Origin of the sequence: Gluconobacter albidus (assembly GCF_002005485.1) — a bacterium.
Lineage (GTDB): Bacteria > Pseudomonadota > Alphaproteobacteria > Acetobacterales > Acetobacteraceae > Gluconobacter > Gluconobacter albidus.
In genome coordinates this window covers 1,921,443-1,935,369 of sequence record NZ_CP014689.1, presented here as the reverse complement: position 1 = coordinate 1,935,369, position 13,927 = coordinate 1,921,443, and the positions used below count along the sequence as shown (strand labels likewise).

Here is a 13,927-nt window from a genome sequence, read left to right as displayed (position 1 = left end):
GTTCCCTGTTTGACTGTTCTGGACGTCGGTCAGTGGTTGCCGGTGTCGGCGGGCGAGGACGGGTCGTTCTTCTGCTGGGGCGCATCGGAACTCTGCTGTCCGTCGCGGTGATGACGGTGCTGGCTGGCGCTCTTGTGTTCGGCTTCCGTCGTCTGTGCCGCCGGGGAAGACGTATCGGGGATGGACACTTTCTGGCCGGGGCGCAGATGGCTGACACCATCCGTCACGACACGGTCCCCACTGCTCAGGCCCTTTTCGATCACGGCGTTCGTGCCGTCTGTCGTGCCGACGGTGACGGGCACGACTTCCACGGTCATGTCTGGCTTGACACGGTAGACGAAGCGTCCGTCCGGTCCCGTCTGGAGGGCATTTCCGGGAACGAGCAGGGCATCATGCAGCGTCGTGACCAGAAGATGCGGGTTCACAAACTGGTTCGGGAAGAGGTGCTCGTCCTCGTTCGCGAAGATGCCACGCATCCGGACCGTACCCGTTGCCGTGTCGATCTGGCTGTCGAGGGCCTTGACGGTGCCGGTCGCGATTTTATGGGTGTTATCGCTGTCCCAGGCTTCGACGGACAGTTCGCCGGTCTTGTCCAGATATTTCATGACCTCCTGCAGCTGGTTCTGCGGAACTGTGAAGATCACGGAGATGGGCTGCATCATGGTCAGGATGGTCAGACCGCCGGACTGGCCTGCCGTCACATAGTTGCCGACGTCGAGCACGCGGATACCGACACGGCCTTCGACAGGCGCAATGATGTGACAGTACATCACGTTGAGCTCGGCATTGCGGACATTCGCGCGGTCGAATTCGACCTGACCTTCAAGTTGCTGAACCGTGAATTCCTGATCACGCGCGGTCATGGCGGAGGTCGAGTTCTGTTTGATCAGGCGTTGGTAGCGGGCATTGTCCACGCGGGCCTTCTCAAGCTGCGCCATATCCGCGGCCAGTGTTCCACGATACTGGGAGAGCGTGGCCTCGTAAGGGCGCGGGTCGATCAGTTCGAGCTCATCACCCTTATGAACGTGCTGGCCTTCCTTGTAATAGACGGCCGAGATATGGCCGTTGACGCGCGGCGTGATCGTCACATTCGTGACTGGGACGACCGTTCCGAGTTCTTGAAAAACTACGGGCATGTTGCCGGTATGGGCGGTCGCGACGGCGACGGGCTGTACGTTTCCGTCAGCCGCGGCGCTGTGGCCATGCTTGTGGGTTGCGCCATGGGGGCGGAAAATCGCGAAAAGGATCAGAAGAGCGATCAGGAGAACAGCGCCCCAGAGGATCCAGCGCCGACGACGGGACCGTGCGGGAGGGGGCGAGGACTGGGCGGTGCTGTTCGTAAGGCGGTCGCTGGAGCTGGCCGTCTGCTGATCCATGGTGGTTCTGTCTTTCCGCATAGCAGAGCGCGGGGCTCTCAGGCGACGAAGTTATGTGTTTTCCTGCTTATACGGCAGGAGGCCAGCGCCTGCCATGACGCGACCTTAAATCCTGTTCAGTTTTGGCAATGAAAATCAAAATGACCGGAAATGATACTTTTCGTTACATTCCTGGCCATGACCATTCCATGGGGCTTGTCTCTTTTCCGCGCAGGGATCATATCGGGTTGGAACCGGGTGTCTGTGTTGTGCGTTTGCATTGAGGACAGGTTAATCCGGACAGAGGAGAACAAAATGGCCGACACAACTGAAACGAAGGTCGAAGGCCTTGTGGATGACGCCAAGGGCAAGCTCAAGGACGGTTTTGGTGGCTTGACCGGCGATGCGAAGCTTCAGGCCGAGGGCAAGTTTGACCAGCTTTCCGGCATGGCGCAGCAGGAATTCGCTGATCTGTACGACGAAGGCGAAACCAAGCTCGAAGCCGCAACGGCGTTTGTGCAGGATCGCCCGCTGATCTCGCTGGTGATCGCAACAGTCGTCGGAATGATCGTCGGCGGTCTGCTGTTTGGTCGCAAAAGCGACTGAGGCGCCACAGGCGTTTCGACCATAGGGACGTCTTTGTGCTAGAAGCCTTCCGGAGTAATCCGGGAGGCTTTTTTCATGGAATGGTTTTACGACAACAACGGGCAACAGGCCGGTCCAGTCTCCCGTGAGGAAATCCTGCGCCTGATCATGCAGCGGCAGATCAAGCCCGAAACGCTCGTCTGGACGGCGGAATTCGGATCAACATGGCGCCCTGCCAGCGCTGCGGGGCTTGTCTCTCCACTGACAGGGCTTCTGCGGATGTCTTCGGGAAGTTCGGAACACTGGGCCTGGGTGCTTCTGGTCGGACCATGGCTGATCCAGCGCCTTACGCTGCTGATTCTGGACCTGCGCCAGATTCCGGACAGCGGCCGGGTGGGAACGATTTCCGTCGTCGGGATGATGTCGCTGATCCTGTTTTTTGTTTCCTTCATGTTGGACCGGACGTCCATTCGCGAAAGCGGAAAGACGCCGCCGGGCTTCTGGTGGTGGCTGTTTCTGCCGGGATATTTCTGGAAACGCCGCCAGATCGTTGGTCGGGGGCTCTCGCTGCTGATCGTCAGTCTTGTCCTTTTGACGGTCAATGTGACGGAAAAAATCTATCAGTTCCCTCAGATCGAGAAAGAGATTCAGATGCGACACGGGCAGATGGATCAGCCCGCTCCATCGCCTCCGTCAGCGTCCGGTCAGGACAGCCAGCAGGAAGACCTCTGACGCTTGGGGTAAAGAGTCTTTCTCACCACACTTGACATATTAAACTTAGAACTCATGCATTTTTGGGGTTCCCTTTCGAGTCGCCATGATTCACAACCGATTCGGTCACCTGATTTCGCGGTGATCTGTCGGGGAGACACTCAGAAATGCCGGATTACGCCCTGGAAGCTGCCCATGGGGGGCTGGTCGTCGGGATCGACGAAGTCGGGCGTGGTCCTCTGGCAGGGCCGGTCGTAGCCTCCGCCGTGGCATTTACGGCGCCGCCGTCTGAAACCCTGTCTGCCCTTCTCGATGATTCCAAGAAACTGACGGCCCGGCGCCGGATGCTCGCCTATGAGGCCCTGATGGCCGACGAACAGGTGCTGATCGGCATTGGCGCGGCATCCGTTCCGGAAATCGAGCAGATCAATATCGCCCAGGCCTGCTACCTGGCCATGCGCCGGGCGCTGTCCCGGCTCGGCCGGGTGCCGGACCTTGCCCTCGTGGACGGCAAACACGCCCCGAAACTGCCCTGTCCCATCAAAATGGTGATCGGTGGCGACGGGATCAGCCTGTCCATTGCCGCAGCCTCCATCATCGCCAAGGTAACGCGCGACCGCCTGATGGCGCGCCTGGCCATGCGCCACGATGCCTATGGCTGGGAGCGCAATGCGGGTTACGGCACGGCCGCGCACATGCAGGGCCTGAAGCTCCGGGGGGTGACACCCCATCACAGGCGCGGGTTCGCGCCAATACGAAACATGATTGAAGCAGAGGCACACGCAGCATGAGCGGTGAATTTCCCGTCGACCAGATCCTGCGTGGAGAATGCATCGAAACGATGAAGACGCTGCCGGACGGGAGCGTGGACTGCATTTTCGCTGATCCGCCGTATAACCTTCAGCTGCGCGGCGAGCTGCGTCGTCCGGACGAAACCGTCGTGGATGGCGTGGATGACGACTGGGACAAGTTTGCGGATTACGCGACCTACGACAACTTCACGCGCGAATGGCTGAGCGAAGCGCGCCGGATCCTGCACAAGGACGGCACAATCTGGGTCATCGGTTCCTATCACAACGTCTTCCGGCTTGGCGCGATCATGCAGGATCTGGGCTTCTGGATCCTGAACGACATCGTCTGGCGCAAGTCCAACCCGATGCCGAATTTTCGTGGACGGCGCTTCACGAACGCGCATGAGACGCTGATTTGGGCGGCACGTGGTCCGCAGAGCAAATATCGTTTCAACTATCAGGCCATGAAGGCCCTGAACGACGATCTTCAGATGCGTTCGGACTGGTACCTGCCGCTGTGCACAGGCAATGAGCGTCTGAAGAATGAACACGGCCTGAAACTGCATCCGACGCAGAAGCCGGAAAGTCTGCTGCATCGCGTTCTGGTGGCTTCGACCAATGCCAATGATGTGGTGTTGGATCCGTTCTGCGGAAGCGGGACCACCCCGGCAATGGCCAAGCGGCTGGGGCGTCATTACATCGCCATCGAACGTCATCCGGATTACGTCAAGGCAGCCCGGGAGCGCGTGGCGCGCGAAGAACGCCTGACGTCCGAACAGCTTGCGACCACGCCGGCCCGGCGCGAAATGCCGCGTATTCCGTTCGGAAGTTTCGTGGAGACGGGCATTCTGCCAGCAGGAACCGTGCTCTACGACCGGCAGAAGCGTCTGAAAGCAACCGTGACCCCGGATGGTACGCTCGTATCGGGCAACCAGCGCGGCTCCATCCACAAGCTGGGCGCGGGCCTGACGGGCGCTCCGTCCTGCAATGGCTGGACATTCTGGTATTTCGAGCGTGACGGCCAGTTCGTTCAGATCGACGTCCTGCGTCAGGAAAGTCAGGCGCTGCGCAACGTCGGCTGACACCGGACGACAGCGCGCATAAAAAAAGCCGGAGAGTTACTCTCCGGCTTTTTTCGTCTCTGGATCAGATGAGGCTAGTGACCTGCGAAGCCGAGGAAGCCGATTGAAGGATCCGCTTTTCCGCCACTCGCGTCAAAATGCGGGGATGCTGCGACAGCAGCATGTTTCGGCGTGACAGACTTTCCACCAATCGTCAGATGGCCGCTGCCGTTTTTCATTTCAACGCCCTGATCGGAAACGCTGTTCTCGATCTTCCCGTCCGGATTATAGGTGCGCATCGACAGCAGCAGGAACATGATGTCCTTGCGGTTCAGGTCGATGGCCATGTCCAGCGGTGTCTGGTCCAGAACATTGTGGCCGCCCATGTCGGCGCCACGGTTGAGCGCTTCTTTCGCCGCGTTGAGGGAGCCGCGGTTGATCGCATCGAACAGGGCTGTGGTCGGGTTCACATCGGCACGGGCATGACCGGCGTCGTCGTCGGAGGCTTCTGCTCCCGGAAGGGCGGAAGGCGGCGCGGCGCGCTGGGCGGCCTTGCGGGCTTCGGCTTTCTTCTGATTGGCCTCGGCTTCCTGTTCAGCCTCGGCGTCGTCGGCATCCTGAGCCTGGGCGTGGTGCCAGGGTACGAGAATCGTCGGCGTCATTGCCAGAGCGGCAACGAGCAGCAGGCGGGGCAGGGTGGGGAGCAGTCGCATAAAACCAATATACTGTGATCGTTCGTCCTGCGCGAGTCTGCAGATGCCTCCCGGAGGTGCCGGATTGTGACATTTTTTCAATGACCTTCCCGCCACCAGCCGATTGCGAGGAAAATCAGGGCCGCGAACAGGGCCGCCCATGCGGGAACGAGGTCCGTCGTACGCGTCTCACCTGCGACGGCGGCCGTGGTGACGGGCAGGCCCATCCAGTCCGAGCCGCTCATGACCGAGCCAGTGGGAACCTGTTTCAGATGGGGCGTATGGTCCGCGGTCCATGCCACGGCTCCCCCCGATGCCTGAGCGCTGACGCCCATGATAGTCGCGGTGGCGCGCAGGTCCTGCCGTTCGATCGGGTCATGGGAGACGGGACTGGCGAAAGCGACCAGACCATCCTGCCGGACGCTCCAGATTCCGGGCATCGTAGCGGCGAGCGTGGCGTGCCAGACGCCATCCGTCTGTTTCAGGGTAACGGGCGTGCGTTTTCCGTCCGGCGCCGTGACGAAAGCCTCAGGCGAAACAGCCTGTCCCGCGGCATGACGCTCGACCTCAAGTTGGCCGTTTTCGATCCGGGCCGTAAGGCGGTTCTCCTCAAGGTCCGGCTCTTTCATGAGCCAGTGGGAGAGGCGGCGCAGAAGCTCGGCCTGCGGTCCACCGCCGCCCTCACCACGCGACCAGAGCCAGAGCTGGTCCGACATGAGCATGGCGACGCGCCCCCGATCCACCCGGTCCAGAAGCAGAAGCGGTACGCCGTCCGGGCCATGCATCAGGTCCTCGCCATGGGACTGGTCCGGACGGAGCGCACGATACCAGGGGCCCCAGTCTTCCGTCAGGCCAGCCGTGACGGGATGGGTTTTACCCAGATCGGTCAGGGAGGGACGGAAAGCCCGCGTAACGACCCCGTCCGTCCCGACATGGGCCGGAAGAATCTGTGCGAGGCTGGTATCCTGAAGTGTGCCGTCCTGCGTGAATTCAGGCCCTGCCGTTACCAGCAGGCCGCCGCCGTTGCGGACATAATCGGCGATATTGGTCAGGTATTCGTCCGGCAGGATGTTGCTGTTGCGAAAGCCGTCCAAAATGATGAGGTCGAAACTGCGGATCTTTTCCTGAAACAGTTCGCGGATGGGAAACGGAATCAGCGCCAGATCCGACAGCGGGGTGCCGTCATCGGTGTTAGGGGAGCGCAGAATGGTGAAGTGAACGAGATCCACGGACGGATCGGCCTTCAGAAGCCGGCGCCAGACGCGCTCGCCCTGATTGGGAACGCCGGACACCAGCAGCACGCGCAGCCGGTCCCGGACGCCCCGGATGCGGACGACTTCGCTGTTATTTTCGGTGGAGGCCTCACCCGCCAACGGGGAGACCGACAGGCCGACAAGCGTTTCGCCGGGATGCTGCACGGGAACGGTGATGTCCTCGGGCGTGCCGGTCCGGATCGGGCGGGTTTGCGGCGGAGCATCGCCCGAGCGGATCGTAAGAACCGCGTCGGCCGCACCCGGAGCGCCCAGATCGTCGACCTGAACGCGGATCGTGGCGTTCTGTCCGACGATGGCATAGGGCGGCGTGCTCAGGATGCGCAGGCGACGGTCCTGTTCCTCGCCCCGCGCCGTCAGCAGAAGATGCAGCGGAAGTTTCTGTCCGTCCGGTCCCTGAAAGCGTGCCGGAAGATGGGCCGGAACGTCATGATCCATGCCGTCCGTTACGACGATGGCACCTGCAAACCTGCCCTGCGGCAGATCGGCATGATCCAGCGCCTCGAACAGACGGGTGCCGTGGCCCGTGCCACCCGGAACATCGACGCGATGGAGCGTCAGGCCCGGAAGACGGGCCGCGTCCTGCATGATCTGCCGTGCGGTCTGATCCGCGATGGCCGTGCGGGGGCCGACCTGCATCGAGGCCGAACGATCCACAACCAGCAGCGCATCCTGCGGTACCGGGCGGAGCACCGGATGAAGTGCGCGCGGTCCGGACAGCCATCCCAGCAGGGCCAGAACGGCCAGCGCCCGCCAGAGCATTCCGCGCGCGCCACGCAGGGCACCGTAAAGCGCGCCTGCAATACTGAGTGCGGCCAGCGTCGCCAGCAGCCAGACGGGCAGCATCGGAGAAAGATCGAACATCATGGTGCGTCCTCCTCGTCGGCGGTGTCGGGACTGGTTGTGGCGGGTGCTGCATCCGGGCTGCCGAGGCGGCGGAGCATTTCAGGATACTGGGCCTGATCGTTCTTGTAGTTTCCGGTCAGGGCGTAGAGCACCATGTTCACGCCGAAGCGATAGGCCTGCGTGCGCTGGTCTTCGCCCCCGGGAATGACGGCGAAGGGATGGTTGCCCGACCCGTCCACGGCCCAGGCATGGGCCCAGTCGCCGTTGCCGATGATGACGGGGCTGACGTCATCATTCGCCTCGTCCCCATTGCGCGCAACATAAACCGGCTGTCCGGCAACGCGACCAGGAAAGCCGCTGTGCAGCAGATAGAAGGTGTGGGCCAGAACGTGCTTGTCCGTCAGTTTCGCGAGTGGCGGCACGACGAGACCATCGGTCACGCGCTGCAGCGCGGCCCGGGCGGCGGCGCTTGTGCCGGAATCGGTGTCGGTGCCAGCACCCTGTTCGTCGATCAACAGGATCCCCCCGTGTTCCATGAAGGTATTGAGCGCTTTCGTGCGTTCGGGATCGGGCTGCATATCCGGTGTGATGGGCCAGTACAGGAGCGGATAGAACGCCAGATCGTCCTTGCCGGGAACAACGCCGTCGGGATGACCGAGCGTGGCGGAGCTGCGGGCTGTCGTATAATCGGAAAGGCCCTGAAGCCCTTCGCGGGAGACGGCGTCGATATCGTCATGCCCCGTGAGGACATAGCCCAGCCGTGTCTCAAGTGCGGCCTGCGGCACGGTTGGCGGCAGGGGAGCCGTTGTCTGTGCTGGCGTCTGATTCTGCGTCTGGGCGTGGGCGATCGGCAGAAGCAGCAGACCTGCAACCGCCAGAGCGCCGAGCAGACCGCGCCGCCGCAGGGACAGGAGCAGATCCAGCAGCAGCAGCAGCAGACCCGCCGTCATCAGCGCGGGGCCGATCGGCCGATCCGCATGCGCACCATCAGGCAAAATCCGCGTCCCGAGCAAAGGCTCCTCCATCATCGGGGAAGCAGCGTCACCGAGATTGAGCGCGCGTGTTCCACGGGCCGGACCATAAAGCCCGGCAGGATGCGTGACGGAAACATCCGTATGCGCCAGATCCGCAGCGCGGAGGGAGCGCGCAGCCTGTGGCGGCATGACGAGCCCGCCATCGCTCCCGACAATACGCCAGGGCGCCAGTTCTGCCGGACCGCCGCCCGCCACGCCTGCGGAGCGTTCGATCAGACGCTCCAGCATGTCGGGAAACAGCCCGGAAAGCGGCACGTTGGACCAGTCGGGCGAGGGCGTGACATGGAACAGCACGATCTCGCCATTGCCTTCGGCGCGCGCGGTCACGAGCGGGGTGCCGTCGCTCAGGGCCGCCCAGACATGATCCGTCAATCCGGTCTCGGGCTTGGCCAGAACCTGTCGCGAGACGGTGACATCGGGCGGAATCGTCAGGTCCGAAAACGGCGAAGTTTCGGGGAAGGGCGCCAGCGTCTGGGGTTTCCCCCACGACATCGGGCCACCCAGCTGACGCATCCCGCTCATGAGATGGACGGGAAGGAGCGCATCGGAGGTCGCGTCGGACGTGGCTGTCTGATCGGCGGCGAGACCCGGGCCTGCGAAGCGGACGAGCATTCCGCCATGCCGCACCCAGTCCAGAACGCGATGGCGCGTCTGCTCACCCGAAAGCGCCCCATCCGTGGCGATCAGAACCGACAGTGGTGCGCCCAGCAGGGCCGTGGCGTCGCCGCTATGCAGGTCCGCAATAGGTTGCAGGGCACGATTCAGGAAGAACGCGGATCCGACAAGAGGTGTGGCGTCGCCGGGCGTCTGGAGAATACCGACCGGGCGGCGGTGATCGGCCTGTCCCATCAGATGCACAGCGGCAGGGCCGGTCGCGCCTTCGAGCGTCAGACGATCGAGCTGGTTCCGCAGCAGCGCGGGGAGGGAGAGCGTCTGGTCCTTCCCCGTCGTGAGGGGATAGGCCGCAAGCGTGCCGCCATTGGCGTTGACGGCATGCAGCGTCACGGTCCGGGTCGGGCAGGGCAGCGTATCGACTTTTGCGTGAAGCGCGCCGTCCTGACCTGTCGCGGCATCAAGGCGCAGGATGTCACAGCCGTTCCAGCGCATGTCCTGAACGGACCGCGCCTTTGCGAGCGCGCCCCGCAGCGCGTCGTCTCCCTTCGCGGCCAGACCGTCCGAAAGCACCATCACGCGCTGGCCTGATAGATCCCGGCCCCCGAGCAGGGCAGCCAGAGCCTGACGGTCCGTCGGCCAGGGCTGCGGACGCAGGCGCGAGAGATGTTCAGACAGGGCATGGGGGTCATGCGTTGTGAATGCTTCGGGCATCGCGCCATCCGGCGCACGCGCAGCATGCAGGAACGTGACGTCCTGACCGTTGCGGATCGCGGTTTCGCCAAGCGCGAGCGCTGCCGAAATGCGGTCGGTCCAGTGCGGAATGGCGGCCCAGCCATCATCGAGAATGAGGGTCAGCGGTCCATTGCCGGTTTCGGTCCGATGCGGCGTCAGGACAGGGCGCGCCAGCCCGAAAATGACGAGGGCCACCGCCACCATGCGCAGAATCAGAAGCCAGAGCGGGGAACGGGCGGCGTCTTCCCGCCGTGCCGTCAGCCGGTTCAGGATGAGCAGGGACGGAAAGGACTGTTCCTGCGGAGCGGGCGGCGTCGCGCGCACCAGCCACCACAGCGCAGGCAGTGTGAGCAGACCAAGCAGCAGGAAGGGAGCAAAAAGGATCATCGGCCGCCTCCGAGCGCCATGTGCAACGCCAGTAGAGCCGGAAGCGGGTTCTGCGACGTGTCATGCACGATGCAGTCGGCATGGAGCGACGCCGCACTCTGTTTGAGGGCCGCGAGATGCGCGTTCATTGCCTGCTCATAGGCCGGACCGAGGCTTTCCATGGCGGGAAGGGTCAGAATGCCCCCTTCAAGCCCTTCGAACCGGATTCGTCCTGCGCGTTTCAGCGCCCGTTCCGCCGGGTCGAGAATACAGAGGAGATGGGTCCGCACGGGACGGCTGGCGCAGGTTTTGAGGAACGTGTCGATCCGGTCTTCGTCCCACAGGAAATCGCTGATCACCACCAGATCGGACCGTGGAGGAACCAGAGACATGCGAGGAAATTCGGGCTCATCCGCGTCCTGACGCAGAAGGGATGCCGCCAGTCGCGGCAGAACCTGACGTCCGGCAAGGGCGCGTCCGGCCTCGATTCCGGTCAGCAGACCCGCGCGTTCGCCGCCGCGCAGGGACGCGGACGCCAGCGCCAGCGTGCAAAGCTGCGCGCGCTCCGCCTTGGTCGGCAGGGTATCGGAAGACCGCCACTGCATGGAGGGCGAGGGGTCACACCACAGCATCAGCGACTGGGCGTTCTCGCGCTCGCGTTCCCGGACCCAGAACGTGTCTTCGACCGGCGAGCGGGCAGACTGACGCCAGTCGATGGACGTTGCTGGCTCGCCGGCATGATAGGGCCGGAACTGCCAGAAATCCTCGCCCGGCCCCGAACGTCTGCGGCCATGAACGCCGCTTTGCAGGCTTGCGGCAATCTTTTCGGCTTCAAGAACGAGCGCGGGCAGGGGCAGGCTTTCCGCCTGCGCGGTCGGTGCGCCGGAACTGGCACCCCGGTTGCGGCGAAACAGACTGCGCAGGGTATCGGACGGACTTCTCACGGCGATCAGAGGAGAGCCTGAGCCTGCTTGCGGATCAGGGCTTCGCTGTCCGTCCCGGCGGCACGGGCGCCAAAGCCCAGCCCGATACGATGGGACAGGACCGGGCTTGCAAGGGCCACAACGTCATCAAGGCTCGGTGCCAGACGGCCATCCAGCAGGGCACGGGCACGGGTGGCGATCATCAGCGCCTGGGCCGCACGCGGACCGGGGCCGTAAGACACGGCCTCCCGCACGTCCGGCGAGGCGGACGGATCTTCCGGACGCAGCGAACGCGTCAGGCTCAGGATGGCATCCACGATCTGATCGCCGACCGGCAGACGCCGGACAAGGTTCTGGGCGGCGAGCAGACTTTCGGCATTCATCAGAGCCGAGACAGTCGGCGTCGTGGCGCCTGTCGTCTGAAGCAGCATCTGCCGTTCCGCGTCCCGGTTCGGAAAGCCGAGGCTGATCTGAAGCATGAACCGGTCGAGCTGGGCTTCGGGCAGGGGATAGGTGCCTTCCTGCTCGATCGGATTCTGGGTCGCGAGAACATGGAAGGGGCGCGGCAGGGCATAGTCCTTGCCCCCCTGCGTGACCCGACGTTCCGCCATGGCCTGCAACAGGGCGGACTGGGTGCGGGGGCTGGCGCGGTTGATTTCGTCGGCAAGCACAAGCTGGCCAAAGATCGGGCCGGGCAGGAAGCGGAAGGCGCGTCGTCCATCAGCATCCTGATCGAGAATTTCCGCCCCTGTGATGTCCGACGGCATCAGGTCGGGCGTGAACTGGATGCGCGTGGCCTCCAGACCCAGAACCTGTGACGCCGTGTTGACCAGCAGGGTCTTGCCCAGACCGGGCGCGCCCATCAGAAGTGCGTGACCACCAGACAGGATCGTGACAAGAACCTGTTCGATGACGCTGTTCTGGCCCAGAACAATGCTGCCGATGGCCTGACGGACATGATGGAGAACCGGAGCCAGACGATCGGCTTCAGCCACGTCCGCCTCGCCCCGCAGGGTGCCGGCGGAGACGCCGGAAGAATATTGCTGCTCGCTCATAACGCCAGTCTGACAGGTGTGGGGGTTTCATCAAGGCTCGATTGCACCCAAGTTGGTGTGAGAAGAGAGTTTTTATGCAGTTGGAGGGAAAATTGAGCGATCATCAGTTCCGGCAGGCGGCCCGGCCTGACGCCTTCGCGGCTCCAGATCCGCTGGTGGCACCGTCCTCCTTTCCCGACTGCTCTTCCACGGGTCCTCGAAAGCTGCCCTTTCTGATCCAGCGCGACGGCACATGGCTGTATCGCGGCTCCGCGGTAAAGCGCAAAGCCATGCTGTGCATGTTCTCGTCCATGCTGACCCGGGACCCCGAAGGCATCTACTGGCTGAAAACCCCAATGGAGCAGGGGATCATCCAGGTCGAGGACGCCCCCTTTCTGGCGGTCGAACTGGATTTCCGCGGCACCTGCGGCCGGCAGCAGAATCTGTGTTTCCGCACCAATATGGATGAACTGATCTGTATCGGCCCCGAACATCCGCTGTCGTGTGACTGGGATCGGCCTTCGGAAGAGTGTGCGGGCGTGCCTTACGTCCATGTCCGGGATGGCGAAGGCGCCTTTCCCATTCAGGCGCGGGTGACGCGCCCTGTCCATTATGAACTCGCAGCTCTTGCTGTTCCTGGACATGTGAAGGGAAAACCCTGTCTCGGTGTCTGGAGCCAGGACTGCTTTTTCCCGCTTTCACGCCCTGCATGACGCAGCGCACCGGTCTGCTGGACCGTCTGCCGGACAGGAAAGGTCTGGATCGGATCTGGAGCGTCCTGCCTGCGGCCCGTCTTGTCGGCGGTTCCGTCCGCGATCTGCTCTCAGACGTTCCTGTCCATGATCTGGACCTTGCGACTCCGGAGCCTCCCGAAGAGGTCCAGCACCGGCTGGAAGATGCGGGAATCCGGGTGATCCCGACCGGTCTGTCTCATGGAACGGTGACGGCGGTCTTGGATGGAATTCCGTACGAGATTACGACGCTGCGTCGTGACGCGGAAACGGATGGGCGTCACGCAGTTGTGGTCTGGACGCAGGACTGGGCGGAAGACGCAGCCCGGCGCGATTTCACGATCAATGCCATGTCGCTGGACCGTCATGACCGCCTCCACGATTATTTCGGGGGGCAGGAGGATCTGAGGAAGCGTCAGGTCCGCTTCGTCGGGGACGCACCGTGCCGGATTGCGGAAGACGCTTTGCGGGCATTGCGTTTCTTCCGGTTCGACGCGCGTTATGGAAACGGCATCCCTGATCCGGCGGCCTATAAAGCCGTTTCGGAACATCTGAAGCTGATTGGGACGCTTTCTGCCGAACGGGTCGCGTCCGAACTTTTAAGAATTCTGTCGGGTCCACGCCTTGCCGAAACGATCACAGCAATGGCGGCGGTCGGGCTGTTGCAGGTTATTCTGCCTGACCCGGATCTGGCCGCTTTGAATCGTATGCTGAACTGCGATGCTCCGGCAAATTCCCTGCTCAGGTTATTTGCTCTTTGCCATGAGAACAGTCGGGAGCTGTCTGGGCGGCTGAAACTTTCCAATGCAGATGCGGCAAGAATTGAAGTCTGGGCCTCAGACAGACCGGTTTTATCGCCGGGCATGTCTGACGATGATCTGCGGCGTCTTCGCGCAGAGCAGGATCTGGATCAGCTTGTGGAACGGAGCTGGCTGTATCAGGCCCGTCTTGTGGGTACGTCCGACAGCGCATGGGACCGGTTCCGTTCCAGAGTGCAGGCGCTGCCCCAGCCGCATTTCCCGCTCTCTGGCAAGGATGCCCTTGCCCAAGGTGTTCTGCCGGGTCCGGGAATGGGGCAGTGGCTGAAAAAAGGCCGAAACTGGTGGATGGCGCAGGGATGTTTGCCAGATCGGGAGCAGTGTCTGGCTTATCTTGCCGGACATCCGTGAGATCGCGGTTT

At 62.9% G+C, this 13,927-nt stretch carries 12 protein-coding genes; 6 read left to right on the top strand and 6 right to left on the bottom strand.

Annotation, left to right across the window (positions count from 1 at the left end):
• Window positions 1-29: 29 nt before the first annotated feature.
• Window positions 30-1,376: an efflux RND transporter periplasmic adaptor subunit gene (locus tag A0U94_RS08870; protein ID WP_077803137.1), complete on the bottom strand. Its 1,347-nt coding sequence runs from the start codon at window positions 1,374-1,376 to the stop codon at window positions 30-32.
• 294 nt (window positions 1,377-1,670) lie between these two features.
• On the opposite strand from A0U94_RS08870, the gene A0U94_RS08865 reads away from it, so the two are divergent.
• The 4 genes from A0U94_RS08865 (at window position 1,671) to A0U94_RS08850 (ending at window position 4,524) form a co-directional block, all read left to right on the top strand.
• Window positions 1,671-1,961: a CsbD family protein gene (locus A0U94_RS08865; protein ID WP_062029330.1), complete on the top strand. Its 291-nt coding sequence runs from the start codon at window positions 1,671-1,673 to the stop codon at window positions 1,959-1,961.
• A gap of 75 nt (window positions 1,962-2,036) precedes the next feature.
• The gene (locus tag A0U94_RS08860; RefSeq protein ID WP_077803136.1) at window positions 2,037-2,672 is read left to right on the top strand and encodes a DUF4339 domain-containing protein; all 636 of its coding nucleotides are present in this window, start codon (window positions 2,037-2,039) and stop codon (window positions 2,670-2,672) included.
• Between the two features lie 146 nt (window positions 2,673-2,818).
• Window positions 2,819-3,442 (top strand): ribonuclease HII, encoded by a 624-nt coding sequence (locus A0U94_RS08855; protein ID WP_062110072.1) that lies wholly within the window; start codon window positions 2,819-2,821, stop codon window positions 3,440-3,442.
• Window positions 3,439-4,524: a site-specific DNA-methyltransferase gene (locus tag A0U94_RS08850; RefSeq protein WP_077803135.1), complete on the top strand. Its 1,086-nt coding sequence runs from the start codon at window positions 3,439-3,441 to the stop codon at window positions 4,522-4,524. Before A0U94_RS08855 ends, A0U94_RS08850 begins: the two co-directional genes overlap by 4 nt.
• Window positions 4,525-4,598: 74 nt before the next feature.
• Here the strand turns inward: A0U94_RS08850 and A0U94_RS08845 are convergent, their stop codons facing one another.
• The 5 genes from A0U94_RS08845 to A0U94_RS08825 form a co-directional block, all read right to left on the bottom strand.
• Window positions 4,599-5,216 (bottom strand): ankyrin repeat domain-containing protein, encoded by a 618-nt coding sequence (locus tag A0U94_RS08845; RefSeq protein WP_077803134.1) that lies wholly within the window; start codon window positions 5,214-5,216, stop codon window positions 4,599-4,601.
• Between the two features lie 77 nt (window positions 5,217-5,293).
• On the bottom strand, window positions 5,294-7,333 hold the full coding sequence (locus A0U94_RS08840; RefSeq protein ID WP_077803133.1) for a hypothetical protein: 2,040 nt from the start codon (window positions 7,331-7,333) through the stop codon (window positions 5,294-5,296).
• Complete coding sequence (locus A0U94_RS08835) at window positions 7,330-10,080, bottom strand: DUF4159 domain-containing protein (RefSeq protein WP_077803132.1); 2,751 nt, start codon at window positions 10,078-10,080, stop codon at window positions 7,330-7,332. Before A0U94_RS08835 ends, A0U94_RS08840 begins: the two co-directional genes overlap by 4 nt.
• A complete protein-coding gene (locus tag A0U94_RS08830; protein ID WP_062033260.1) occupies window positions 10,077-11,003 on the bottom strand; it encodes a DUF58 domain-containing protein in 927 nt (308 codons plus the stop codon). Before A0U94_RS08830 ends, A0U94_RS08835 begins: the two co-directional genes overlap by 4 nt.
• 5 nt (window positions 11,004-11,008) lie before the next feature.
• Complete coding sequence (locus A0U94_RS08825; protein WP_077803131.1) at window positions 11,009-12,037, bottom strand: AAA family ATPase; 1,029 nt, start codon at window positions 12,035-12,037, stop codon at window positions 11,009-11,011.
• Between the two features lie 152 nt (window positions 12,038-12,189).
• On the opposite strand from A0U94_RS08825, the gene A0U94_RS08820 reads away from it, so the two are divergent.
• Together A0U94_RS08820 and A0U94_RS08815 are read left to right on the top strand one after the other, a co-directional pair.
• The gene (locus A0U94_RS08820) at window positions 12,190-12,729 is read left to right on the top strand and encodes a DUF1285 domain-containing protein (RefSeq protein ID WP_244178120.1); all 540 of its coding nucleotides are present in this window, start codon (window positions 12,190-12,192) and stop codon (window positions 12,727-12,729) included.
• The gene (locus A0U94_RS08815; protein WP_077803130.1) at window positions 12,726-13,916 is read left to right on the top strand and encodes a CCA tRNA nucleotidyltransferase; all 1,191 of its coding nucleotides are present in this window, start codon (window positions 12,726-12,728) and stop codon (window positions 13,914-13,916) included. The genes A0U94_RS08820 and A0U94_RS08815 overlap by 4 nt, the downstream gene beginning before the upstream one ends.
• The last annotated feature ends 11 nt before the right edge of the window (window positions 13,917-13,927 follow it).

Excerpts from the sequence above, each read along its gene's own strand:
- A0U94_RS08870 (WP_077803137.1), bottom strand. The coding sequence starts at position 1,376 with ATGGATCAGCAGACGGCCAGCTCCAGCGACCGCCTTACGAACAGCACC.
- A0U94_RS08865 (WP_062029330.1), top strand. The coding sequence starts at position 1,671 with ATGGCCGACACAACTGAAACGAAGGTCGAAGGCCTTGTGGATGACGCC.
- A0U94_RS08860 (WP_077803136.1), top strand. The coding sequence starts at position 2,037 with ATGGAATGGTTTTACGACAACAACGGGCAACAGGCCGGTCCAGTCTCC.
- A0U94_RS08855 (WP_062110072.1), top strand. The coding sequence starts at position 2,819 with ATGCCGGATTACGCCCTGGAAGCTGCCCATGGGGGGCTGGTCGTCGGG.
- A0U94_RS08850 (WP_077803135.1), top strand. The coding sequence starts at position 3,439 with ATGAGCGGTGAATTTCCCGTCGACCAGATCCTGCGTGGAGAATGCATC.
- A0U94_RS08845 (WP_077803134.1), bottom strand. The coding sequence starts at position 5,216 with ATGCGACTGCTCCCCACCCTGCCCCGCCTGCTGCTCGTTGCCGCTCTG.
- A0U94_RS08840 (WP_077803133.1), bottom strand. The coding sequence starts at position 7,333 with ATGATGTTCGATCTTTCTCCGATGCTGCCCGTCTGGCTGCTGGCGACG.
- A0U94_RS08835 (WP_077803132.1), bottom strand. The coding sequence starts at position 10,080 with ATGATCCTTTTTGCTCCCTTCCTGCTGCTTGGTCTGCTCACACTGCCT.
- A0U94_RS08825 (WP_077803131.1), bottom strand. The coding sequence starts at position 12,037 with ATGAGCGAGCAGCAATATTCTTCCGGCGTCTCCGCCGGCACCCTGCGG.
- A0U94_RS08815 (WP_077803130.1), top strand. The coding sequence starts at position 12,726 with ATGACGCAGCGCACCGGTCTGCTGGACCGTCTGCCGGACAGGAAAGGT.